The sequence below is a fragment of the Streptomyces sp. NPDC040545 genome (genome assembly GCF_055595065.1).
On record NZ_JBVIWA010000027.1, the window covers coordinates 40,791 to 62,795 of the forward strand.

The following is a 22,005-nucleotide window of genomic DNA, read 5'->3' on the forward strand; positions in this document are numbered from 1 at the left end:
GGGCGGGGAGAGGCTCCGCGCAGCGGTGGCCGCGGGGCGAGCGCAGCGTCAGCGGCAGATGGCGAGCGCGTCCAGCGCCACCGCCCCCTGCCCCCGCGGGAGCACCATCAGCGGGTTGATGTCCAGCTCGGACAGCTCGTCGCCCAGTTCGAGCGCCATCCGCTGGATGCGCAGCACGACCTCCACCAGGGCGTCCACATCGGCCGGGGGCGCCCCCCGTACGCCCTCCAGCAGCGCATGCCCGCGCAGCTCCCTCAGCATCGCCCGCGCCTGGTCCTCGCCGAACGGCGGCACCCGGACCGCCGCGTCGTGCAGGACCTCCACCAGGACCCCGCCCAGCCCGACGGTGACGGTGGGGCCGAAGAGGTCGTCCTGGGTCACGCCGACGACCATCTCCACGCCCCGCTCCACCATCTGGCAGACCAGGATCCCGTCGAGCGGCACGTTCTCGTAGCGCGCGATGTCGGTCAGCTCCCGGTACGCGTCACGGATCTGGCTCGCCGAAGTGAGGCCGATCTTCACCAGGCCGAGCTCCGTCTTGTGCCCCAGCTGCGGGCCCGAGGCCTTCATCACCACCGGGTAGCCGACCAGCCCGGCCGCGCGGACCGCCGCCGCCGCGCTGGTCACCAGCTGCTCGCGGGGGACCCGTATCCCGTAGGCGCGCAGGAGCTGCTTCGCCGCGTGCTCGCTGAGCTGCTGCGACGGCCGCATCAGGGCCTGCGCCTTGCGGTACGAGGGCGAGGGCGTGCGCGGTGCGTCCTCGAACGGGGAGCGGTATCCGGCGGTGAAGCGGTGGTGGCCGAGGTAGGCGCGCACAGCGGTGATGCAGTTGCCGAAGGTACGGAAGGTGGCGACGCGGGAGGAGCCGAGAAGGGTGGTGCGGTAGGCGTCCTCGGTGCCGACCGGGGAGCCCCAGATCACGCAGATCAGCTTGTCGCTCTGCTCGGCGGCGTCCACCAGGTCCTGGGCGAGCTTGTCGCTCATGGGCGGGAAGGGGCCGGTGATCGGGCAGATCAGGACACCCACCTCGGGGTCGTCGAGGATCGCGTCGATGATCTTCCGGCCGCGCCAGTCGCCGACCGGGTGGCCGCCGTTGTCGACGGGGTTGGCGACGTTCAGGTACGGCGGGATCCACTGGTGGAGTTCGTCCTGCTTGGCCTGCGAGAGGGTGGGCAGGGTCAGGCCCGCCTCCGTGGCCAGGTCGGAGAAGTGCGCCCCGGTGCCGCCGGAGATGGAGTAGACGACGACCCCGTCCGCCTTGGGCCTGCGGGCCCGGGCGAGCAGGGCGGCGGTGTCCTGGAGCTCGTCGAGACCGTCGACGCGGATGACGCCGAACTGGCGCATGGCGGCGTCCACGACGGTGTCGGCGCCGGTCAGCTTCCCGGTGTGGGAGGCGGCCATGCGCGCGCCGGTCTCGGTGCGGCCGACCTTGACGGCGACGACGGGGACGCCGTTGCGGGCGGCCCGGTCGGCGGCGAGCAGGAAGGACCGGCCGTCCTTGAGGCCCTCCACGTAGCAGGCGATGGCCCCGACCTCGGGCTGCTCGGCGAAGTAGGAGATGAAGTCGGAGGTCTCCAGGTCCGCCTCGTTGCCGGTGGGCGCCCAGTGGGAGAGCCGGATGCCCAGCTCCTGGAGGGTGTAGACGGGCCGGCCCTGGTGGCCGGACTGGGTGATGAGGGCGATCGCCGGGCCGTCGAGGTCCTCGCGGAACTTCTCGAAGGCGTTGAGGTTGGTGTTGGGGCCCAGCAGGCGCAGGCCGGAGCCGCGGACGGCGGCGCCGAGCCGCTCCTGGGCGGCGGCCCCCGCGTCGCCGGTCTCGGCGAAGCCGGAGGCGAAGGCGACCGCGAACTTGACCTTGGTCTCGGCCAGTTCCTCGATGACGGGGAGCGGGTCGGCGACGAGGAGGACGGCGAGGTCCACCTGTTCGGGCAGGTCGGCCACGGAGGCGTGGCAGGTCAGCCCGAAGACGGTGGGGCGGGTGGGGTGCACGGGGTGGATCCGGGCGCCGACGCGCTCCGCCCAGGCGATGAGCTGGCGGGTGATGCCGGTGTTGGGCCGGCCCTCCGTGTCGGAGGCGCCGATGACGGCCACGGACTCGGGCCGGAAGAACCGGTCCAGGTCGGGCACGTCGGCGTGCAGCGGTCGTCCGCTGACGTCCAGGGGGACCGCGTCGTCGGCGGAGGGGGCCGCCGACGAGTGGACGGCGGTCCTGGGAGACTCCCCGCAGGCCTCGACACGTGCGCGGAAGTCGGTGGTGAGGGTGCCGTGAGTAGATCCAAGCATCGTTGCCGCCCGCTCCTGCTCGATGAACCTCGATGGAACTCAATAACTGACGTGTAGTCAGATTACTGAACTGACGTGCCGTCAGGAACAGGGCTGCGCAGGAAAGGTGTGGAGGTGGTGTGGTGAAGTGAACGGTGGCAGATCCCGCCGGGACCAGTCCAGGGCGCGATTCGGCCGACCCGACCCGACCCGACCCGACCCGAGGCGGCCCCGGCCCCCGGCCCGACCCGAGGCGGCCCCGGCCCCCGGCCCGGCCCGAGGCGGCCCGGCCCCCGGCCCGGCCCGACGCGGCCCGGCCCCCGGCCCGACCCGCACGGCGCCCGCCGCGGCTCAGGCGTGCCAGAGGGCGAACAGCCCGGCGAAGAAGGCCAGGGTGAACATCGGAACCCACCACGGCGCGGATCCCGCCTCCCGCGTCGAGCGCGACACGCGGGCCAGCAGCCGGGCGTTCAGCAGCCCGGCGGTCAGGCAGTAGAGCATCCAGAGCGGCTCGAACAGCCAGGCGGGGGACTCGAAGTAGAGGCTGTAGCCGAGCAGCCAGGTGTCGACTTGGGTGACGACGAGGAAAAGGTGCACGAGGAGGAGCCAGGGCATCGTCAGCACCACGGCGATGTTGCGGATCAGCCAGCCGTCCTCGCCGGGCCCGACGCCGCCTGCCGACGACCACACCGCGCAGACCGTGAGCAGCACCAGGTACCAGCGGGACAGGGGCTCGCTCCACGCGGTCCTGGCGGCCTCCCGGATCCGGGAGGCCGGAGCGACCGAGCCGGTCGGCTTCACGAGGCGCCCTTCGCCGACCGGCGGGCGACGGCCTTTGCGATCTTCTCCGCGTCCAGGGCCATCTCCCGGAACATGCCGCTGATGGGGTTGGTGAATCCCGTGAAGTACAGGCCGGGGGCCTGCTCGGGGGCGCGGGCGCCGTGCGTACGCGGGCGGCCGCGCTCGTCGAGCACCCCGAGGTGGCCGACCAGCCCCTCCAGGGCCCGGCGGTAGCCGGTCGCCGCGATCACCGCGTCCGGGGTGATCCGCGAGCCGTCCGCGAGCACCACCTCGGCGCCGTCGAAGGCCTCGACGGCGGCCACCGGCTCCACCTTGCCGCTGCGGACCGCGTCGACCAGACCGACGTCCTGTACCGGTATCGACCCCTGCTTGACCCTGCTGTACAGGCCGGTGGCCGGGCGCGGAAGCCCGTACGCCGACAGGTCCGGGACGGAGGCCCTGGCGACGAGCCGGCCCACCCGGTCCACGAGCCGCACCGGCAGCCGGCGTACGAGGATCCCGCTACGCTGGGCCGGCCAGCCGGCGGTGGAGCGGCGCATGATGTGCGGCGCGGTGCGCACGGCGAGCCGCACCCGCGCCGCGCCGCCCTCGACGAGGTCGACGGCTATCTCGGCGCCGGTGTTGCCGACGCCGACGACGAGGACGTCCTGGCCGGCGTACGGCTGGGGGTTGCGGTACTCGCCGGCGTGCAGCAGCCGGCCCTCGTACGCGTCCCGGCCCGGCCAGTCGGGGAGCGCGGGCGTGTGGTTGTACCCGGTGGCGACGACCACGGCCGCGGCCGCCAGCTCCCGGCCGCCGCTGGCGTGCAAGGTCCAGCCGTCCTCGCCCTCGGGGCCGGGCCCGGCGGGCTCGATCCGTGTCACCTCCACACCGGTGACCAGCTCCAGCTCGTGGAACTCGGCGTACTTCTCCAGATAGCGCACGACGTTGTCGCGGGAGACCCAGCGCCCGAAGCGGCGCGGCATGGCCAGACCCGGGAGGGCGGAGAGCCGGCGCGTGGTGTGCAGGCGCAGCCGGTCGTAGTGCTGCCGCCAGGACGCGCCGACCGCGTCGGACTTATCGACGACCACCGCGCGGACCCCGCGGGCGCGCAGCGCGGCGGCCGCGGCGAGGCCGCCGGGGCCGGCCCCGATGACGTACACGGGGCGGGGCTGGGTGGTCATGTCGGGTGCTGTGGGGTCTCCGGGCATGAGGTGTGATCGTATCGCCACGCTGGGTTGATGGGTCTCGGTCGGGCGGGGAATCGATTGCGGATCGATCACGGGCGCCCGGAACGCCCGCGGGGGCGGCGGACCCGCGGTCGGCCGGGGCCTTGCGCGATCGCCCCGGATCCGCTCAACTGACGTACCGTCAGATAGAGCGTGCGCGTCGATCGCGAGAGGGGTGGGGCTGCCGATGCAGACCATCTGGCTCAGTGGAGCCGAATGGCTCGCCGTGCTCCGGATAGGCCTCGGCCTGTGGTGGCTGGAGAGCTGGCGGCACAAGGACAAGAAAGGCTGGTTCGAGCGCGGCACCGGCATAGCCTGGGCCGCCGACGTCGCCGGCAAACACCGCTGGACCTTCGTCAAGGGCGGCTTCGAGCTGGTCGTCGCACCACGGCCGAAGACGATGGCGTACATCGTCGTCTACGCGGAACTCGCCCTCGGGCTGGGCCTCGTACTCGGCTTCCTGACCCCGGTCGCACTGATCGGCGGACTCCTGCTGAACCTGCTCTACCTCGTGCTGATGATCCACGACTGGGCCGAGCAGGGCCAGAACGCGATGATGGCGCTCATCTCCCTCGTCGCCCTCCTCGCCATGTCCTGGCAGACCTGGTCCCTCGACGCGGCGACCGGACTGTTCCTGTGACCGGCACGGTGCGGTACGACCTCCCCGAGGCGGACGAGTTCACCCGGCCCTACTGGGACGCGGCGGCCGAGGGCCGGCTGCTCCTGCGGCGCTGCGCCGACTGCGGGCGGGCGCACCACTACCCGCGCGAGTTCTGCCCGTTCTGCTGGGCGGGCGAGGACCGCGTGACGTGGGAGACGGCGAGCGGCCGGGCGACCCTCTACACCTGGTCGGTCATCCACCGCAACGACCTCCCGCCGTTCGGTACGCGCGTCCCGTACACGGCGGCGGTCGTCGACCTCGCCGAAGGCCCGCGGATGATGACCGAGGTGGTGGACCGCGAGGGGGCGGACCTGCGCATCGGCATGCCGCTGACGGTCGCCTTCCGCGAGGCCGCGGACGGGGTGTGGGTGGCGGTCTTCCAGCCGGCGCCGCCACCGGACTGAGTGCTTCGGGCCGGGGATCAGGGCCAGAGCAGCTCGCGCTCCCAGGACCCGCCTTCCGTACGGGAGTACCGCAGGCGGATGTGCCGGCGCGCGGCGTCACCCTGGAAGAACTCCACCTCGGCGGGGTCCAGCACATACCGCGTCCAGGTCGGAGCCGGCGCGTCCGGCTCGGCTCCGGCCCGCTCCCAGGCGGCCGCGGCCACCCGCGCCAGCTCCTCGGCGGAGCCGAGCACCTCGCTCTGCCGGCCCGTGAGAGCGGCGGCGAGCGCACCCCGCGAGCGGACCGCCAGGTCCGCCCGGCTCTCCTCGGGCCCGCAGGCGGTGACCCGCCCCCGGACGCGGACCTGGCGGCCCACGGCCGGCCAGTAGAACCCGAGCGCCGCATCCGGGTGCCCGGCCAGCTGCACGCCCTTGGCGCTGGTGGCGTGCGAGGCGAAGTGCCAGCCGCGCGCGTCGACGTCGTGCAGCATCAACGTCCGCACATCGGGCCGCCCCTCCCCGTCCACCGTCGCCAGAGTCATGGTGTGCGGCTCCGACTGCCCCGCCCGGGCGGCATGCACGAACCACTCCCGGAACAGCGCCAAGGGCTCCCGGGGCGCGGCGGAGGCATCGAACCCGGGGAGCGGGGAGTCCCACACCCGCAGGGAATGCAGGGTGGCACGGAATTCGTCGCTGCTGATCTCGCTGGTCTCGCTGGTCATGAGGCATATGGAACAGCAGGGCGGGGGCGGGGGCCAGGTGTGACGGGCGGGGGCTTCGGAAGGCGGGGCCGGGCGGGCGGAATCAGACGAAGCGCGGCGGGGGCTTCGGGTAGTCGGGAGCCACCCGGGCGGAATCAGCGATGTGTATGGGGGTTTCCCGTCAGTCCCATCGTCCCTCCGTGCCGGGCCGGTCCCTCAAGCGCGCTCCTACGTCGCGTCGCTACGCGATGTCGCTGCGCTCCACCCTTGACCGACCGGCCCGCCCCGGAGAAACGAAAGACTGCCGGGAAACCCCCAAAGGAACGGGCCGGGAGATCAAGGATCAGGACGGGGCGATCAGAGATGCCCGAGGAGACCCGGGTGGGCACGACCGAGAGGCGGGGCCCATCACAGACCATGGCCCGTGTCGGGGGAGCGCGTCCGATCGCTACGCGCTCCTCATCTCTCAGCGTCTCCACCCGGTCCTGGGCTGGACATAGGCCGCCCATGACCGTCGCCCCATGCTGCTATGCGTCCGACGACCGCCTGTGGTCGGGCCGTCCCGTCACGGAGTGCCCTCTTGGGTCACACCGATGTGGGTCCAGTCTCCGAACTGTCCGGCCGGGAAGCTCTTCAGGTGCGCGTAGTTGCCGTTCTCATCGAGTTCGCCCGATGCGGCGGCCCGTGTGTCCCTGTTGTAGAAGAAGAGCTTGCGGCGGGTCGGCACGATGTGGCTCCAGCTCCCGAACTGTCCGGCCGGGAAGCTCTTCAGATGCGCGTAGTTGCCGCTGGCGTCGAGCTGGCCCGATCCGGCGGCCCGTGTGTCCCTGCTGTAGAAGAAGAGCTTGGAGGCACCGTCGTCGAAGGCGATGTGGCTCCAATTGCCGAACTGTCCGGCCGGGAAGTCCTTCAGGTTGACGTAGCCGCCGACGTCGTCGAGCTCGCCCGATCCTCCGGCCCGCGTGTCCCCGCTGTAGAAGAAGAAGCGGGAGCGGGTGTCGCCGCCGGCCCAGAGGATGTGGCTCCAGCTCCCGAACTGTCCGGCCGGGAAGTCCTTGCGGTGGGCGTAGTCGCCGCCGGCAGTGAACTCGCCCGATGCGGCGGCCCGTGTGTCCCTGCTGTAGAAGAAGACCTGGCCGCCGTCGGGCACGATGTGGGTCCAGTCCCCGAACTGTCCGGCCGGGAAGTCCTTGAGGCTGACGTATTCGCCGCCGGCGTTGAGCTTGCCCGTTCCTGCGGCCCGCGTGTTCCGGCTGAAGAAGAAGAGCTGGCCGCCGCCGGGCACGATGTGCGTCCACTTGCCGAACTGCCCGGCCGGGAAGTCCTTCAGGTTGACGTATTCGCCACCGGGACCGAGCTTGCCCGTTCCTGCGGCTCCCGTGTCCTTGCTGTAGAAGAAGAACATAACGTCGCCTCCTGATTTCCGGATCCCTACGGGCCATCCTGCGCGTGACGAACCTCCATGGCGCGCCGGTGGGGCCATACGGGTGAGAGGCGCACGGCGACCGATGGCGATCCGGGGCTGACGGCTCACAGCTCGGCCATTCCGTCGTGGAGCCGGGTCAGCGCGAGCATCACCCCATACGCTCGTGCCCAAACGGGAGTAAAGGGGGCAAACGGTCGGCCTTTCGGGCCGCCCACCTGCGCTTGACCCGCATCCACGACGAAATACCCGCTGTCCCACGCCCCCCACCCCAGTCGGCCGTCGGACGCTTCCCGTGAGGAGCACCTGCGGGGGAATGGGCGGCATATGTCCAGCCCAGGACGGTCGTCGGACGCTGAGAGATGAGGAGCGCGTAGCGATTGGACGCGCTTCCCCGTCCCGGCAGGCCGTTCCTATGGGCCCCGCCTCCTGCTCGCCCCTCACGCCCGACCCGCCCGAAGGTCTCTGATGTGCCCGTCCTGCTCCTGGATCGCCCGGCCCGTTCCTTTGGGGGTTTCCCGGCAGTCTTTCGTTTCTCCGGGGCGGGTCGGTCGGTCAAGGGTGGCCGAAGGCCATCGCGTAGCGACGCGACGCAGGAGCGCCCTTGAGGGACCGGCCCGACACGGAGGGACGATGGGACTGACGGGAAACCCCCATACACATCCCTGATTCCGATCGGGCAGATCCCGCCCCTCCGGAGCCCCCGCCGTACCATCCGGCCCTGCACGAGCCGCCCCCGCCCCCGCCCCGCCCCCGCCCCGGGGGCCGGTCACCCCCGTCCCAGCAGCACCGTTCCCGACGAGCAGAACCAGCCGCCCGTGCCCGAGGCCAGGGCGACCTCCGGGAGGCGGCCGCCGGGTTTGGTGACCTGGCCGGCCCCCGCCTCGCCGCGGAGTTGGCGGACGGCCTCGACCAGGAGGAACAGCCCGCGCATGCCGGGGTGGCAGGCCGAGAGGCCACCGCCGTCGGTGTTGACCGGGAGTTCCCCGTCGCGCAGCAAGCGGCCCTTCTCCACGAAGGCCCCGCCCTCGCCCTTCGCGCAGAAGCCGAGGTCCTCCAGGGTCACCAGGGTCATGTACGTGAAGGCGTCGTAGATCTCGGCGAGGTCCACGTCGGCCGGGGTGAGGCCGGCCCGCTCGAAGGCGATACGGCCCGATACCGCCGCCGGGGACACCGTGAAGTCCTCCCACTCCGACATGGTGGTGTGGGAGACGGACGTGCCGGTCCCCAGGATCCAGACGGGGGCCTTCGCGGTGTCCGGTACGTAGTCCTCCGCCGCCAGGAGCACCGCGCAGCCGCCGTCCGAGCGGATGCAGCAGTGCAGCTTGGTGAAGGGGTCGGCGATCATGTCGCCGCCGAGTACGTCCTCGACCGTGATCGGGCCGCGGAACATGGCGTCCGGGTTGGTGGCCGCGTTCGCCCGGGCCTGTACGGCCACGGAGGCGAGCTGTTCCAGGGTCGTCCCGTACTCGTGCATGTGGCGGCGGGCGGCCATGGCGTACTTGGAGATCAGTGTGTGGCCGTACGGGACCTCGAACTGCAGCGGTCCCCGCGCGCCGAAGGAGAGGTTGGACGTGCGGCGCCGCGCCTTGATGTCCGCGCGGGCCGTGGAGCCGTAGACGAGGAGCACGGCGTCGGCGTGCCCGGCGGCGATCGCGTCCGCCGCGTGGGCGGCCATGACCTCCCAGGTCGAGCCGCCGACCGAGGTGGAGTCGACCCAGGTGGGGCGCAGGCCCAGGTACTCGGCCACCTCGACCGGTGCGAGCGTGCCGAGGCCGGCCGAGGCGAAGCCGTCGATGACGGAGCGGTGCAGGCCTGAGTCGGCCAGGGCGCGCCGGGCGGCCTGCGCGTGCAGGGCGTAGGGGGTGGAGCCGTCGACCCGGCCGCAGTCCGAGAGGGCGACGCCGACCACCGCGACCCTGCGGCGGGCGCGGGACGCGGGGCCGGAAGTGAGTCCAGGTGCGGGTCCGGATGCGGGTCCAGGCGCGCTTCCAGGCGCGGGTCCAGGTATGGGTCCGGATGCGGGTCCAGATAGGGGTCCAGGCATGAGGGGACGGTATATCTGACGAGGTGTCAGACGCTAGACCCCGCCGCGCAACCCACCCCCGCCGCCCCCTGTGCATCTGTCCCCGCCGGGCCTAATATGACGGCCCGTCAGATACCCCCAGTCACCGCTGGGAGGTGCCCCCGGGAGGAGCCCGACGATGGATGCCGCCTTCACCGCGGAGCAGGACGAGATACGCCGTACCCTGCGCGAGATCCTGGGCAGACGCTGCGGCCCCGACGAGGTCAAGGCCGCCGTCCGCACCGCTGCCGGACATGACCGCGAGCTCTGGCAGCAGCTGGCCCGGCAGCTCGGGCTGCCCGGCATCGCCATCGCCGAGGATTACGGCGGTGTCGGCTGCACCCCCGCCGACCTGGCCCTGGCCTGCGAGGAGACGGGCCGGGCGCTGCTGCCCTCGCCGCTGCTGGCCACCGCGGCGCTGTGCGTGCCCCTGATCACCGCGCTCGGTACCGGGGCCCAGCGCTCCGCGCTGCTCCCGCCGCTGGCCACGGGCGGGCTGACCGCCGCCCTCGCCGTCAGCGGCCCGGCGCTGGCCACCGCCCTCGCGCTGACCGGCGAGGACACTTCCGGGCAGTGGTCCGGCGGCGGCCGCGCGGGCGGTGTCCAGGCCCGCGCCGTCACCCCCGCCGGCGCCGGCGACGGCTCCGGGGGCGGCTGGCGGCTGTACGGGGAGGCCGTCCAGGTGCTCGACGGGCACAGCGCCGGGCTGCTGCTGGTCGCCGCGCACACCGGCGGCTTCGCGCGCAGCCGCACGCTGCTGTTCCTCGTACGGGAGGACGCGCCGGGCCTCGTACGGTCCCGGCAGGCCGTCCTGGACGAGACCCGCCCGCAGGCCAGGATCGAACTGCGGAACGTGAGCGCGGAGTTGCTCGGCGACGAACGGGCGGATGTGCTGGGCGCGCTCGCCGCCACCGGGCGTACCACCGCTGCCGTCCTGGCCGCCGAGGCGGTCGGCGCAGCCGGTCAGGCGCTGGCCCGCACGGTGGAGTACGTCCGCGGGCGCGAGCAGTTCGGCCGGGCGATCGGCTCCTTCCAGGCGGTCAAGCACCGCCTCGCCGACCTGTACGTGCAGGTGCAGGCGGCCCGCTCGGCGGCCTATTACGCCGCCTGGGACCCGGACCAGGGCGGCCTCGCGCTCGCCCAGGCCCTGGAGGCCCTACGGGTGACCGCGGGTGAGGCGATCCAGCTGCACGGCGGCATCGGCTTCACCTGGGAGCACGACGCGCACCTCTACTTCAAGCGGGCGGCGGCCGACGAGCTGCTGTTCGGGCCGGTCCACCGGCTGCGGGCGCACGCCGCCGACCGTGCGGGCCTCTTCGCGGACCCGGCGGGCCCGGCCAGCGCGGCGGGCCCGGCCAGCGCGGCGGGCCCGGCCAGCGCGGCGGCCGCCCCGGTCCCGGCTCCGCCGGAACCTTCGCCCGACCCCACGTCCCCGCCCACGTCCCCGCCCACACCGGAGAAGGTGGCCGTCTGATGGCTCCCGGCCTCAAGCTGATGCAGAAGGTCTCCTCGACCGTGCTCTTCGCCAAGATCGCACCGCACTTCATCCCCGCCATGGACAAGGCGGTGCACAGGCTGACCCGCGGCAAGGTCATCCTCAGCGCCCGGATGCTGCCGGGCGTGATCCTCACCGCCAAGGGTGCCAAGACCGGTGAGCCGCGCACGACCCCGCTCGCCTGCATGCCGGAGGACGGCGGGACGACATGGATCCTGATCGGCTCCAACTTCGGCCGGCCCGGGCACCCGGCATGGACCGGAAACCTGCTCAAGCACCCGGACGCGGAAGTGAGTTGGCAAGGCCGGGACATCCCCGTCCGGGCCCGGCTGCTGGCGGGTGAGGAACGCGCGGAGGCGTGGCAGGCGGTGCTGAGGTTCTGGCCGCCGTATGCGACGTACCAGGCGCGCATCGAGCGCGAGATCCGGTTGTTCCGCCTGGAGCGTCGCTGATCGCAGGCGATCGGGCGTGGTCGGCGGCGGGCCCCTGGAAGGCGTCCGGGGGCCGCCGCTACTTCGTGGGCTTCTTGCCCGTGATGCCGAGGTGGACGAGCAGTGCCAGGTTCGGCTTGAGCTCGGCCTGCTTGACGCCCCAGGTCTGGAAGCCCTTCTGGTGCGAGGCGACCGCGGCCAGCATCGCGACCAGTGAACCGGCCATCGCCGCGGGGCTGATGTCCTTGTCGACCTTGCCCTTGGCCTGGAGCTCCTTCATCGATTCCGTGAGGGAGTTGGTGACCGAGTTCAGGATCTTCATGCGGATCTTGTAGAAGCGCTTGTCGCCCTCGGCCGCGCCGAGGTCGACGACCCGCAGGATCGCGTCGTTGCGGCGCCAGAACTCCAGGAAGCCCTCGACGAGTTCCTCGGCGGCGGCCCACCCTGACTTGCCGACCCAGGTCCGGCCCTCGACGAGCGACGTCAACTGCGCTCCCTCGGTGGCCATTTGTTCGGCGATCTCCAGGACGGCGCCCTCGACGTCCGGGAAGTACTGGTAGAAGGTCGCGGGGGAGGTACCGGCCTTGCGGGCGACGTCGATCACTTTGACGTCGCGGTACGGCGAGGAGCTGAGCATCTCGCTGAGGCAGTCGAGCAGCTTCTGCCGCGTCGCCTGGCCGCGCCGGCCGGCGACACGCCCGTCGACGGTGCGTACTTGTCCTGTCATGCCGTCAGCTTACCGAGGGGTGATCGGCGCGCTATTCGGCCGCCTGCAAATGGGGTTACGGGGTCCCTGGCCTGGGCGGAAGAGGGTCCCGGGAGGCCGGGCAGGCGCATTCCGGACGGAAATCGGCCCCCGCGCGCCCCCGGCCGGGCCGTGTCCCCGCGCCGGTCCCGCGCCGCCCCCGGGCCGGGCGCGGCCCGCCGCCCGGCCCGGGCGTGTCGCCCGGTTCCGCAAGGTTTCCCCCGAATAGTCTTATCAACAGGCTGTGGACAAGTTTTCGGGCGGATCATGGCTGAGAGGGTAGGGAGGGTACACACCCCCGCACAACGGAAGGAAACGGGCCCATGGCCGCATTCGCGGAAGGCGCACCCTGCTGGGTGGACGCCTCGCTTCCGGACGTCGAGGCGGGCAAGCGCTTCTACGGTGAGCTCTTCGGGTGGACCTTCAACGAGGGTGGGGGCGCCGAGTACGGCCACTACACGCAGGCCTACAGCCGCGGCCGCAACGTCGCCGCCCTCGCACCCAAGCCCGACGGCCGCATGCCCACCGTCTGGGGGGTCTACCTCTACACCACCGACGCCTACGCCTGCGCCCAGCGCATCCGCGCCGCCGGCGGCCAGATGGTGATGGACCCGATGCCGGTCGGCCCGTACGGCACCGCGGCGATGGCCGCCGACCCCGGCGGCGCCGTCTTCGGCCTGTGGCAGCCCGGCACCCATCACGGCTTCGAAGCCCAGCAGGAGCCGTACACGTACTGCTGGAGCGAGGTCTACACCCGGGCCCGCGACGCCGTCGACGTCTTCTACGCCAAGGTCTTCGGCTACGTCCCGCAGGACCAGGACGACGCCGGCGTCGAGTACCGCATCTGGTCCCCGCCCGGGACCGCGCCCGGCACGGACACCGCCGTCCTCGGCCGCAGTCTGATCACCGACGCCTTCCCCGAGGCCATGCCCGCGCACTTCCTCGCCTACTTCGCCGTACCTGACTGCGATCAGTCGGTCGCCATGGTGCAGCGGCTCGGCGGCCGGGTCACCGCCGACCCCTTCGACACCCCCTACGGGCGGATCGCGGTCGTCGCCGACAACCAGGGGGCGGTCTTCGGGCTGCTCTCGGAACCCCGCACGAAGCCGGACGCGTAGCCGGGCGTGCAGCCCGACGCGCAGTCGGCGCGCCGCCGGGCGCGTACCCCCCGCCACCGGGCTGTACGGCCCGTATCGCCCCCGCCCCGGGGAGATCGCCGAGCAGATCACACCGCCCGGCTCGCCGTGCCGGGGCCGGACCGGGTCCGGGCCTGACAGAATCGGGGTTGCTCGACCCGGGCGGCGCCCGGAGTGAGACGCTGCACGGGGCAGGGCCCCGTGCCGGTGGAAGCGGGCCCGCTGAGTGGCCCGTACGGGGAGGTGTGGAGGCGAGTGGTGGAGCAGCTGACGCAGCACGACCCGAGACGGATCGGCCCCTTCGAGGTGCTGGGACGGCTCGGCGCCGGCGGCATGGGGCTGGTCTATCTCGCGCGGTCCGCGTCCGGACGGCGGGTCGCGATCAAGACGGTGCGCACCGAGCTCGCCGAGGACCAGCTCTTCCGCGTCCGCTTCACCCGCGAGGTGGAGGCGGCCCGGGCCGTGTCCGGCTTCTACACCGCGGCCGTGGTCGACGCCGACCCGCGCGCCGCCGTGCCGTGGCTGGCGACCGCCTACGTCCCGGCGCCCTCCCTGGAGGAGATCGTCAACGAGTGCGGGCCCATGCCCGCCCAGGCCGTACGGTGGCTGGCGGCCGGCATCGCCGAGGCCCTGCAGTCCATCCACGGCGCCGGCCTGGTCCACCGCGACCTGAAGCCGTCCAACGTGCTCGTCGTCGAGGACGGCCCGCGCGTGATCGACTTCGGTATCGCGAGCGGGGTCTCCAACACCCGCCTGACCATGACGAACGTCGCCGTCGGCACCCCGGCCTACATGTCGCCCGAGCAGGCCAAGGACTCGCGCAGCGTCAAGGGCGCCAGCGACGTCTTCTCGCTCGGCTCCACCCTCGTCTTCGCCGCCACCGGGCACCCGCCGTACCACGGGGCGAACCCGGTGGAGACGGTCTTCATGCTGCTGCGCGAGGGCCCCAACCTGGAGGGGCTCCCGCCCGAGCTGCGGCCGCTGATCGACTCCTGCATGCAGATGGACGCCACGCTCCGGCCCACCCCGGCCGACCTGCAGGCGCAGCTCGCCCCGCACCTGTTCGACGGCGGCGACGACAGCGGCACCGCCTCGGCGTGGCTGCCCGCCCGGGCCGTCGCGATGATCGAGGCCCGGCGCGCGGGGCACCGTACGCCGCCCGCGCCCGTCCCGGTGGTGCCGGCGCCCGGCCCGGGCTCCGGGGGCCGCGGGCCGGCCTCCGAGGCCGTCACGCACCGCCGCCCGCGCGGGGCCGACTCCTGGGTGGACCCGCGTACCGGCCAGGCCGTCCCGCAGCGCCCGCACCACCCGCCGATGTCCCCGGTGCCCTCGGGCGAGCCGGTGCGCCTGGGCGGCTCGCCGGTGCCGATCGGGCCCGGGCCACGCGCGAGCGCCGCCGCCCCGGCCGCGCACGCCTCCTCGGCCGCCGCGGACTCGGCGACCGGCTGGATCCGCCCGCCCGGCGGGTCGGTGGCCACCCCCTCGGCGGTGCAGCCCGTACCGAGCCCCGCTCCGGCCCCGGACAGCGGCCGCTGGCGGCCGTGGCGCTTCCGCATGTCCAACGAGGTCTGGGGTACCCCGACCGTTGCCGGGAACCTGCTCTACGTGACCTCCTTCGAGGTCCACGCGCTGGACGTGGCGAGCGGCCGCCGCCAGTTCAAGACCCGTGACGTCGCCTGGTCCATGGCGGTCGCCGACGGCCGGATCCACGCCTCCGACGGCCCCTCCCTGTACGCGCTCGACGCCGGCGACGGCTCCGAGCGGTGGCGGCTGTCCACCGACGCCTGGGTGTACGCGCTGCGCGCCGAGCGCGGCACGGTCGTCACCGCCACCCGCGGCGGCGGTGTCCAGGGCCGGGAGGCCTCCAACGGCCACAAGCTGTGGGAGCTGACCGGCGCGCAGAGCGACTTCGAGACCCCGGAGGCGGCCCCCGTCCTCCACGACGGCACGGTGTACGTGTGGCAGGACGCCCGGCTGCGCGCCCTGGACGCCCGTACCGGCCGCGAGTCCTGGTCCTACCCGATCGGTGACGCGACCTCCTGCGGGAACGTGCCCGTGCGGGTCACCCCGGCGCCGGACGGCAACGTCTACGTCGCGGCCGGAACCCGGGTCATCTCGGTGGACCGGGCCTCGGGCCGGGTCCGCTGGCACTTCGAGGCTCCCGCGGTCTTCCTGGCGGCCCCGGCCTTCGCGCCGGGCGCGGCCGTCACGGGCGGCGGGGTCTACCTCGTCGACTACCTGGGCACGGTCTACGCCCTCGACACGGTCACCGGCCAGGACCGCTGGCGCATCGCGACCGAGGGACGGCAGTCCTCGGACCCGGTGGTGGTGGCGAACGGCAACGTCCACCTGGGCGCGGGCAGCGCGCTGTACACGCTCGACGCGGTCACCGGCACCCCGAAGTGGCGGTTCGCGGCGGGCGGCGAGATCACCGGCCTGCCGGCGGTCGCGGACGGCCGGGTGCACTTCGGCTCGGCCGACCACTGCCTGTACACCCTGGACGCGGCGGGCGGCCAGCTGCGCTGGAAGCTGGCCACGGGCGGCGAGATCACGGGCGCCCCGGTGGCGGAGGCGGGCGTGGTCTACGCATGCAGCAAGGACCGCTGCGTGTACGCCCTGGACGCGGCGAAGGGGACGGGCACCCGTACGAGCGGCTGACCTGCCAGGAGGCGGGGCTGCGGCCCCGCCGGGTAGCGCACCGCACCGGGAGTGACAGGATGGACCCCATGAGCAACGTCTACTTCGACATCACCATCAACGGCGCCCCCGCCGGCCGCATCGTCTTCAACCTCTTCGACGAGGTCGTCCCGAAGACGGCGCGCAACTTCCGTGAGCTGGCCACCGGCCAGAACGGCTACGGCTACGCCGGCTCGGGCTTCCACCGCGTCATCCCCCAGTTCATGCTGCAGGGTGGTGACTTCACCAACCACAACGGCACCGGTGGCAAGAGCATCTACGGCGAGAAGTTCGAGGACGAGAACTTCCAGCTGAAGCACGACCGCCCGTACCTCCTGTCGATGGCGAACGCCGGCCGCAACACCAACGGCTCGCAGTTCTTCATCACCACCGTCCTCACCCCGTGGCTCGACGGCAAGCACGTCGTCTTCGGCGAGGTCGTCTCGGGCCAGGAGCTCGTGGACCAGATCGAGGCCCTGGGCTCCCAGTCCGGCGCCCCCAAGGGCAAGGTCGAGATCGCGGCCTCCGGCGTCGTCGACGCCGCCTGATCCCCACCCGCCTGTCCGGCCGGTCGGCCCCGCCCCCTCCGGGGGGCCGGGGCCGCCGCCGTTTCCGGGGTCAGCCGGAAACGGGCGTCGTCGGGGGGAGGGGGCGGGGACGGGGGGTGGGGCGGCCGCGCATGACCGCTGCGCCCAGGAGGATCAGGGCGCCCGCGCCGAGGGCGTTGGCGAGGCCGTCGTCGAGGCCCCGGTCGTCGCCGCCCACCGAGAGGCTGCCCACGGCCTGGCCCTGGCGGACCATCCACAGGATCGTGAAGCCGAGTACGACCAGCCCCGCCAGCGCCATCAGCAGCCGCGAGCGGAGCAGCACCGCGCACAGGGTGAGGACCGCGGCGAAGAGGTACGGGAGCAGGATCGAGGCCAGCAGGGTGGGTGTGTGGCCGGTGATCCCGGCGGAGCTGAAAAGCTCCTGGACGCCGTAGTCGCGTCCGTGACGGCCGTCGTACCAGGCACGGAAGGGGCTCCGGACGGCGGCCGCCGCTCCGATCAGACCCATCAGGGAGCCGAGTGCGTTGCGGAGCATGCCCGGCCCTCCGGGATAGGGATCTCGATCCCGACGCTACGCCCGGGCCCCGCGGCCCGCACCCCGGACTGTTCCGGCGTGCAATGGTCTTCGCATCGTACTTATGTTTTTCCTACCTGGTGCGTCCTGGCTGGTAGCGTGACCCGCCGTTGTCCCAGGGGGAGGGGTTTTGGCCATGGTGGCTGGGCGTCGTATCAGGTTCACCGCTGTGCTGGTGGGGGTCGTGCTCGCCCTGACCGGCTTCTCGTCGCACGGCGGAAGTAGCAGCAGCGGGAGCAGCGGCAAGAGCAAGAGCAGCAGCGGTGGCGGGTGCTCCAGCTCCAAGAGCAAGAAGAAGAGCCACGGCGGCGGCAGCAGCGACGGCACGGCCACCGCGTCGCCCTCCGCGAGTGCGAGCGGCGCCCCGGCCACGGCGGTCGTGGTCACCTGCGTCGGCGCCACCCCGCCGGTCACCACGGTCCGGTTCACCTCGAACGTGGACCGCAAGGCGACCTTCACGGTGAACCTGTACCGGGAGGGCGCGAACGGCGCCGTCATCGAGTCGACCGAGGTCGAGGCGACCCTGGAGCCCCGTGAGACCCGGACGGTCGAGGTCGCGCTCGAGGAGCCCTCGCGTGCGGCCGAGGTCACCACGTGCAGGCTCGGCCCGCCCGGCGAATCGTCCGGCACCGGGACGCCGGGCCCGGCCAGGACCACCTCGGGCGGCTCCGAGCCCACGCCCAGGTCCACGCCCAGGTCCACCCCGAAGAAGTCCGCCCCGAAGTCCACGCGCAAGCACTGAGGCCTGCCGTCAGCGCAGCCTGAACTCCGTGCCGGGCCGCCGCGCGCCGAACAGCTCCGCCTGCCGCTCCGGCGCCAGGTTCCCCAGCGCGATCAGCGCCGGAGCCTGGGCCAGGGCCTGCTGGAGCGCGGCCTGCTTCGCCGACCACAGGGCCCGTACGGTGCCCTGCACGGCCTCCGTGGGGAAGCCGGCCAGGGTCTCCGCCGCCCGCAGGGCCGCCGGGAGCAGCTCCTCGGGCGCGGTCAGTTCCGAGACCAGTCCGATCGCGTGGGCCCGGCGCGCGGAGAGCCGCTCGGCCGTGCCCATGAGGGACATCCGGGCGGCTTCCCCGAAGGGCATCCGCTGTGCCATGTAGACGGCCTCGTAGGCGCTGACCATCCCGTAGGTGGTGTGCGGGTCGAAGAAGGTGGCGGTCTCGGAGGCGATCAGGAACTCCGCCTCGCCCAGCAGGTAGAAGGCCCCGCCGCAGGCCATGCCGTTGACGGCGGCGACGACCGGCTTCCACAGGTCGCCCGCCTTGGGGCCGATGGCGATCAGCGGGTCGTCGGCCGAGTACGGGGAGGCGGGCTGCGGCACGTCGACGCCGCGGTCGATGCCGGTGCAGAAGGCGGCCGCCCCGGCGCCCGTCAGCACCACCGCCCGCACCTCCTCGGCGAACCGGAACTCCCGCCACACCGAGCCCAGTTCGGCGGCGGTCTCCAGGTCGATGGCGTTGTGCCGGTGCTCCCGGTCCAGGGTGACGACGGCGACGCCGGTCGCCTTGTCCCGTTCCACCCGCACGGTCATGACTTCTCCAGGACCCAGCGGGGCACGGCCATGCCCCCCGTCTCGGTGAAGACCACGTGCACCCGGGCGCCGATCCGCAGCCGGGCCGGGTCCACCGAGTCGAGCGGGGCGTCGGCCGCGGTCACCAGGTTCCCGGCGAGCCGGATGTGCGGAGCGTCGGCAAGTTCCACGAGGATCACGTTGTACGGGGCCTGCGCGGCGTACGCGGGCAGCAGCGGCGGGTGCGGCCGGACGTAGGACCAGATGCGGCCGCGGCCGCTCATCCGGCGCCACTCGCTGCCGAAGGACCGGCAGTGCGGGCAGCAGGGGCGGGGCGGGAAGCGCAGCCGGCCGCAGTCGGCGCAGGCCTGGACGCGGAGCTCGCCCCGGGCGGCGTACTCCCAGAAGGGGGCGCCGTCCTCGTCGGGGACGGGCAGGAGGAGTTCGTCGGCGGCTTCGGACGTGGTGGTCATCGGGTCAGCTCCTCAGCAGGATCGCGGACGTCGGGACTCCCTCGCCCGCCGTCACCAGGCAGGTCGCGGCGTCGGGCACCTGGGCGGTGGAGACGCCGCGCAGCTGCTTGACGCCCTCGTTGATCAGGTTGAAGCCGTGCACGTACGCCTCGGACAGGCCGCCGCCCCCGGTGTTGATGGGGAGCCGGCCGCCCATCTCCAGGGCGCCGCCCTCGGTGAAGGCGGCGCCCTCGCCGCGGCCGCAGAAGCCGTAGCCCTCCAGGGAGAGCGGGATCAGCGGGGTGAAGGCGTCGTAGATCTGGGCGACGTCCACGTCCTGGGGCCCGAAGTCGGCCTGCTTCCACAGGTGGCGGGCGGCGGTCCAGGCGGGGCCGGACAGCGGGTCGTCGTTCCAGTAGTTGACCATGCCGTGGTGCTGGGCGGGCAGGCCCTGGGCGACGGAGTGGACGTAGACGGGCTTCTGGCGGCAGTCGCGGGCGCGTTCGGCGGAGACGATCACGCAGGCCAGCGCGCCGTCGGTCTCCAGGCAGTTGTCGAAGAGGCAGAGCGGGTCGCTGATCATGCGGGAGGTCATGTACATCTCGCGGGTCAGCGGGCGCTCGTACATCATCGCGGCCGGGTTGGCGTTGGCACGGTTGCGGCAGGCCATGGCGACGTTGAAGAGGTGGTCGCGGGTGGCGCCGTACTCGTGCATGTAGCGGCGGGCGAGCATGCCGATCTCGTCGGCGGGGCGCAGCAGGCCGAAGGGTCTGGTCCACTGGCCGGGGGTGGGCAGCTGGACGGCGGTGTTCTTCCAGGGGCGGGGGCCCGAGCCGCGCTTGCGGGAGCGCCAGGCGACGCCGACGGTGGCCTGGCCGGTGGCGACGGCGGAGGCGAGGTGGCCGACGGTGGCGCAGGAACCGCCCCCGCCGTAGCCGACCTTGGAGAAGAAGGTGACGTCGCCGGCGCCGATGGCCTTGGCGACCTCGACCTCGTCGGTCTCCTCCATGGTGTAGGAGGCGAAGGCGTCGACCTCGGACGGTTCGATGCCGGCGTCGGCGAGGGCCGCGAGAACGGCCCGGCAGGCCAGTTCCTTTTCGGACTGCGGCAGTTGTCTGGCAAAGGCGGTCTGCCCGATGCCGACTATCGCCGTCGCGTCCTTGAGCGTTGCCGCCATCGCCACCTCCGGGGTGCGCCAGTACTGACAGCCGCGAAGGCTACAGCTAATCTGACGGATAGTCAGCTACCGGGTTTGCGGGAAGGCGGCACGCATGGGCGACGACGGGCGCGAGGACGTACGTGAGAACGTGCGCGGGGATCTGCGCTGGGGCAGCATCGCGCAGCTCGTCCGGGCGGCAGCGGCACAGTACGCCGACCGCGAGGCCGTCGTCGACGGGCGCACGCGGATCAGTTACGCGCAGCTCGGCGAGCGCGTCGAGCGCGCCGCCGCCTCCTGCGTCGCCGCAGGGGTCGAGCCCGGAGACCGGGTGGCGGTCTGGGCCCCGAACACCCTGGAGTGGATCGTCTGCGCCCTCGGCGCCGTCTCGGCCGGCGCGGTGCTCGTCCCCCTCAACACGCGTTTCAAGGGCGCGGAGGCCGCGTACGTCCTGGAGCGCAGCCGGGCCCGGCTGCTCTTCGTCACCGGCACCTTCCTCGGCACCTCCTACGTCGCCTCCCTGCGCCGCGCCGCGGCCGAGGGCCCCGGCACCGGGCCGCTGCCCGGACTGCCGCACCTGGAGCAGGTCGTCGTCCTCGCCGACGACGCCCCCGACTCCTTCCGCACCTGGAAGGACTTCCTGGCGGGCGGGGACGGCGTACCGGCCGCCGCGGTCCGCCAGCGCGCCGAGGCCATCCGCCCCGAGTCCCCCTCCGACATCATCTTCACCTCCGGCACCACCGGCAGCCCCAAGGGCGCGGTCATCACCCACGCCCAGTCCCTGCGCTGCTACGACGTGTGGAGCGAGCTCGCCGGCCTGCGCGAGGGCGACCGCTACCTGATCGTGAACCCCTTCTTCCACACCTTCGGCTACAAGGCGGGGATCATCGCCTGCCTGATGCGCGGGGCCACGATGGTCCCGCAGCCCGTGTTCAACGTGGACACCGTCCTCGCGAACGTCGCCGCCGAGCGGATCTCCGTACTCCCCGGGCCGCCCACCCTCCACCAGTCGCTCCTCGACCACCCCCAGCGCGACCACCACGACCTCTCCGCCCTGCGCCTGGTCGTCACCGGCGCGGCCGTGGTCCCGCTGCGGCTCGTCGAGCGGCTGCGCGGCGAACTGCGCATCGCCACCGTCCTCACGGCGTACGGGCTCTCCGAGGCCAGCGGCATCGTCACCATGTGCCGCCGCGGCGACCCCGCGGAGACGGTCTCCGCCACCTCCGGACGGGCCATACCGGACACGGAGGTGGTGATCCTGGACGCGGACGGGCGGCCGCTGCCGACCGGGCAGGTGGGCGAGATCGCGGTCCGCGGCTACCACGTCATGCAGGGCTACTTCGAGGACCCCGGGGAGACCGCCCGGACGATCACCCCCGAGGGCTGGCTGCACACCGGTGACGTGGGGCACCTGGACGAGGACGGCAACCTGCGCATCACCGACCGGATCAAGGACATGTTCATCGTCGGCGGGTTCAACGCCTACCCGGCCGAGATCGAGCAGCTCCTCGGCCTCCACCCGGACATCGCGGACGTCGCGGTGATCGGCATCCCGGACCCCCGCCTGGGCGAGGTCGGCAAGGCCTACGCGGTCCGCCGCCCCGGCTCCACCCTCACCGCGGACGACCTGATCGCCTGGTCCCGCCGGGAGATGGCCAACTACAAGGTCCCGCGCGCGGTGGAGTTCGTGACGGAACTCCCGCGCAACGCGAGCGGCAAGATCCTCAAACGCGCCCTCCGCACCCCCTGAGGCACCGGGACACGCCGGCGCGGGCACGTCG

General features: G+C 72.9%; 20 protein-coding genes. 9 read left to right on the forward strand and 11 right to left on the reverse strand.

Going from position 1 to position 22,005, the window contains the following annotated elements; genetic code table 11:
- Window positions 1-48 precede the first annotated feature (48 nt).
- The 3 genes from ACZ573_RS34275 to ACZ573_RS34285 form a co-directional block, all read right to left on the reverse strand.
- Window positions 49-2,283, reverse strand: a complete 2,235-nt coding sequence (locus ACZ573_RS34275) for an acetate--CoA ligase family protein (protein WP_471312113.1) — start codon at window positions 2,281-2,283, stop codon at window positions 49-51.
- A gap of 330 nt (window positions 2,284-2,613) precedes the next feature.
- Window positions 2,614-3,063 (reverse strand): SCO4225 family membrane protein, encoded by a 450-nt coding sequence (locus ACZ573_RS34280; protein WP_471312115.1) that lies wholly within the window; start codon window positions 3,061-3,063, stop codon window positions 2,614-2,616.
- Window positions 3,060-4,226: a flavin-containing monooxygenase gene (locus tag ACZ573_RS34285; protein ID WP_471312117.1), complete on the reverse strand. Its 1,167-nt coding sequence runs from the start codon at window positions 4,224-4,226 to the stop codon at window positions 3,060-3,062. The genes ACZ573_RS34280 and ACZ573_RS34285 overlap by 4 nt, the downstream gene beginning before the upstream one ends.
- 232 nt (window positions 4,227-4,458) lie before the next feature.
- On the opposite strand from ACZ573_RS34285, the gene ACZ573_RS34290 reads away from it, so the two are divergent.
- Window positions 4,459-4,911 (forward strand): DoxX family protein, encoded by a 453-nt coding sequence (locus ACZ573_RS34290; protein WP_471312119.1) that lies wholly within the window; start codon window positions 4,459-4,461, stop codon window positions 4,909-4,911.
- Window positions 4,908-5,336, forward strand: a complete 429-nt coding sequence (locus tag ACZ573_RS34295; protein ID WP_471312121.1) for a Zn-ribbon domain-containing OB-fold protein — start codon at window positions 4,908-4,910, stop codon at window positions 5,334-5,336. Before ACZ573_RS34290 ends, ACZ573_RS34295 begins: the two co-directional genes overlap by 4 nt.
- A gap of 17 nt (window positions 5,337-5,353) precedes the next feature.
- On the opposite strand, the gene ACZ573_RS34300 is transcribed toward ACZ573_RS34295, so the two are convergent.
- From ACZ573_RS34300 to ACZ573_RS34310, 3 genes are all read right to left on the reverse strand, one after another.
- Window positions 5,354-6,037 carry a pyridoxine/pyridoxamine 5'-phosphate oxidase gene (locus ACZ573_RS34300; RefSeq protein ID WP_471312123.1) on the reverse strand — a complete coding sequence of 228 codons (684 nt, stop codon included), beginning with the start codon at window positions 6,035-6,037 and terminating at the stop codon, window positions 5,354-5,356.
- 544 nt (window positions 6,038-6,581) lie between these two features.
- Window positions 6,582-7,421, reverse strand: coding sequence for a hypothetical protein (locus tag ACZ573_RS34305; RefSeq protein WP_471312125.1), 840 nt, complete (start codon window positions 7,419-7,421; stop codon window positions 6,582-6,584).
- A gap of 787 nt (window positions 7,422-8,208) precedes the next feature.
- Window positions 8,209-9,486 (reverse strand): thiolase C-terminal domain-containing protein, encoded by a 1,278-nt coding sequence (locus ACZ573_RS34310; RefSeq protein WP_471312127.1) that lies wholly within the window; start codon window positions 9,484-9,486, stop codon window positions 8,209-8,211.
- 157 nt (window positions 9,487-9,643) lie between these two features.
- On the opposite strand from ACZ573_RS34310, the gene ACZ573_RS34315 reads away from it, so the two are divergent.
- Window positions 9,644-10,978, forward strand: a complete 1,335-nt coding sequence (locus tag ACZ573_RS34315; RefSeq protein WP_471312129.1) for an acyl-CoA dehydrogenase family protein — start codon at window positions 9,644-9,646, stop codon at window positions 10,976-10,978.
- Window positions 10,978-11,451, forward strand: a complete 474-nt coding sequence (locus tag ACZ573_RS34320; RefSeq protein WP_471312131.1) for a nitroreductase family deazaflavin-dependent oxidoreductase — start codon at window positions 10,978-10,980, stop codon at window positions 11,449-11,451. Before ACZ573_RS34315 ends, ACZ573_RS34320 begins: the two co-directional genes overlap by 1 nt.
- Window positions 11,452-11,509: 58 nt before the next feature.
- Here the strand turns inward: ACZ573_RS34320 and ACZ573_RS34325 are convergent, their stop codons facing one another.
- Complete coding sequence (locus ACZ573_RS34325) at window positions 11,510-12,157, reverse strand: TetR family transcriptional regulator (protein WP_030013555.1); 648 nt, start codon at window positions 12,155-12,157, stop codon at window positions 11,510-11,512.
- Window positions 12,158-12,498: 341 nt separating this feature from the next.
- Here ACZ573_RS34325 and ACZ573_RS34330 point away from each other — a divergent pair, with 341 nt between their 5' ends.
- From ACZ573_RS34330 to ACZ573_RS34340, 3 genes are all read left to right on the forward strand, one after another.
- A complete protein-coding gene (locus ACZ573_RS34330) occupies window positions 12,499-13,293 on the forward strand; it encodes a VOC family protein (RefSeq protein ID WP_471312133.1) in 795 nt (264 codons plus the stop codon).
- A gap of 273 nt (window positions 13,294-13,566) precedes the next feature.
- Entirely contained in the window at window positions 13,567-15,969 is a 2,403-nt protein-coding gene (gene afsK / locus ACZ573_RS34335; protein ID WP_471312135.1) for a protein serine/threonine kinase AfsK, read from the forward strand.
- 68 nt (window positions 15,970-16,037) lie between these two features.
- Window positions 16,038-16,535, forward strand: coding sequence for a peptidylprolyl isomerase (locus tag ACZ573_RS34340; RefSeq protein WP_382541910.1), 498 nt, complete (start codon window positions 16,038-16,040; stop codon window positions 16,533-16,535).
- Between the two features lie 70 nt (window positions 16,536-16,605).
- Here the strand turns inward: ACZ573_RS34340 and ACZ573_RS34345 are convergent, their stop codons facing one another.
- On the reverse strand, window positions 16,606-17,070 hold the full coding sequence (locus tag ACZ573_RS34345) for a hypothetical protein (protein WP_471312137.1): 465 nt from the start codon (window positions 17,068-17,070) through the stop codon (window positions 16,606-16,608).
- Window positions 17,071-17,245: 175 nt separating this feature from the next.
- On the opposite strand from ACZ573_RS34345, the gene ACZ573_RS34350 reads away from it, so the two are divergent.
- A complete protein-coding gene (locus ACZ573_RS34350; RefSeq protein WP_471312139.1) occupies window positions 17,246-17,851 on the forward strand; it encodes a hypothetical protein in 606 nt (201 codons plus the stop codon).
- Window positions 17,852-17,860: 9 nt separating this feature from the next.
- Here the strand turns inward: ACZ573_RS34350 and ACZ573_RS34355 are convergent, their stop codons facing one another.
- From ACZ573_RS34355 to ACZ573_RS34365, 3 genes are read right to left on the reverse strand one after another with little or no spacing between them, the layout of a single operon-like run.
- The gene (locus ACZ573_RS34355; RefSeq protein ID WP_471312141.1) at window positions 17,861-18,637 is read right to left on the reverse strand and encodes an enoyl-CoA hydratase/isomerase family protein; all 777 of its coding nucleotides are present in this window, start codon (window positions 18,635-18,637) and stop codon (window positions 17,861-17,863) included.
- Window positions 18,634-19,089, reverse strand: coding sequence for a Zn-ribbon domain-containing OB-fold protein (locus tag ACZ573_RS34360; RefSeq protein ID WP_471312143.1), 456 nt, complete (start codon window positions 19,087-19,089; stop codon window positions 18,634-18,636). The genes ACZ573_RS34355 and ACZ573_RS34360 overlap by 4 nt, the downstream gene beginning before the upstream one ends.
- Window positions 19,090-19,093: 4 nt before the next feature.
- Window positions 19,094-20,245, reverse strand: a complete 1,152-nt coding sequence (locus ACZ573_RS34365) for a lipid-transfer protein (RefSeq protein WP_471312145.1) — start codon at window positions 20,243-20,245, stop codon at window positions 19,094-19,096.
- 94 nt (window positions 20,246-20,339) lie between these two features.
- On the opposite strand from ACZ573_RS34365, the gene ACZ573_RS34370 reads away from it, so the two are divergent.
- Complete coding sequence (locus tag ACZ573_RS34370) at window positions 20,340-21,974, forward strand: FadD3 family acyl-CoA ligase (protein ID WP_471312147.1); 1,635 nt, start codon at window positions 20,340-20,342, stop codon at window positions 21,972-21,974.
- Window positions 21,975-22,005: the final 31 nt, after the last annotated feature.

What these genes read in the sequence shown, in the direction of transcription:
- ACZ573_RS34355 (WP_471312141.1), bottom strand. Translation starts at nt 18,637, where the DNA reads ATGACCGTGCGGGTGGAACGGGACAAGGCGACCGGCGTCGCCGTCGTC.
- ACZ573_RS34315 (WP_471312129.1), top strand. Translation starts at nt 9,644, where the DNA reads ATGGATGCCGCCTTCACCGCGGAGCAGGACGAGATACGCCGTACCCTG.
- ACZ573_RS34290 (WP_471312119.1), top strand. Translation starts at nt 4,459, where the DNA reads ATGCAGACCATCTGGCTCAGTGGAGCCGAATGGCTCGCCGTGCTCCGG.
- ACZ573_RS34365 (WP_471312145.1), bottom strand. Translation starts at nt 20,245, where the DNA reads ATGGCGGCAACGCTCAAGGACGCGACGGCGATAGTCGGCATCGGGCAG.
- ACZ573_RS34350 (WP_471312139.1), top strand. Translation starts at nt 17,246, where the DNA reads ATGGTGGCTGGGCGTCGTATCAGGTTCACCGCTGTGCTGGTGGGGGTC.
- ACZ573_RS34320 (WP_471312131.1), top strand. Translation starts at nt 10,978, where the DNA reads ATGGCTCCCGGCCTCAAGCTGATGCAGAAGGTCTCCTCGACCGTGCTC.
- ACZ573_RS34310 (WP_471312127.1), bottom strand. Translation starts at nt 9,486, where the DNA reads ATGCCTGGACCCCTATCTGGACCCGCATCCGGACCCATACCTGGACCC.
- ACZ573_RS34330 (WP_471312133.1), top strand. Translation starts at nt 12,499, where the DNA reads ATGGCCGCATTCGCGGAAGGCGCACCCTGCTGGGTGGACGCCTCGCTT.
- ACZ573_RS34300 (WP_471312123.1), bottom strand. Translation starts at nt 6,037, where the DNA reads ATGACCAGCGAGACCAGCGAGATCAGCAGCGACGAATTCCGTGCCACC.
- ACZ573_RS34285 (WP_471312117.1), bottom strand. Translation starts at nt 4,226, where the DNA reads ATGACCACCCAGCCCCGCCCCGTGTACGTCATCGGGGCCGGCCCCGGC.
- ACZ573_RS34340 (WP_382541910.1), top strand. Translation starts at nt 16,038, where the DNA reads ATGAGCAACGTCTACTTCGACATCACCATCAACGGCGCCCCCGCCGGC.
- ACZ573_RS34275 (WP_471312113.1), bottom strand. Translation starts at nt 2,283, where the DNA reads ATGCTTGGATCTACTCACGGCACCCTCACCACCGACTTCCGCGCACGT.
- ACZ573_RS34345 (WP_471312137.1), bottom strand. Translation starts at nt 17,070, where the DNA reads ATGCTCCGCAACGCACTCGGCTCCCTGATGGGTCTGATCGGAGCGGCG.
- ACZ573_RS34370 (WP_471312147.1), top strand. Translation starts at nt 20,340, where the DNA reads ATGGGCGACGACGGGCGCGAGGACGTACGTGAGAACGTGCGCGGGGAT.
- ACZ573_RS34325 (WP_030013555.1), bottom strand. Translation starts at nt 12,157, where the DNA reads ATGACAGGACAAGTACGCACCGTCGACGGGCGTGTCGCCGGCCGGCGC.
- ACZ573_RS34360 (WP_471312143.1), bottom strand. Translation starts at nt 19,089, where the DNA reads ATGACCACCACGTCCGAAGCCGCCGACGAACTCCTCCTGCCCGTCCCC.
- ACZ573_RS34305 (WP_471312125.1), bottom strand. Translation starts at nt 7,421, where the DNA reads ATGTTCTTCTTCTACAGCAAGGACACGGGAGCCGCAGGAACGGGCAAG.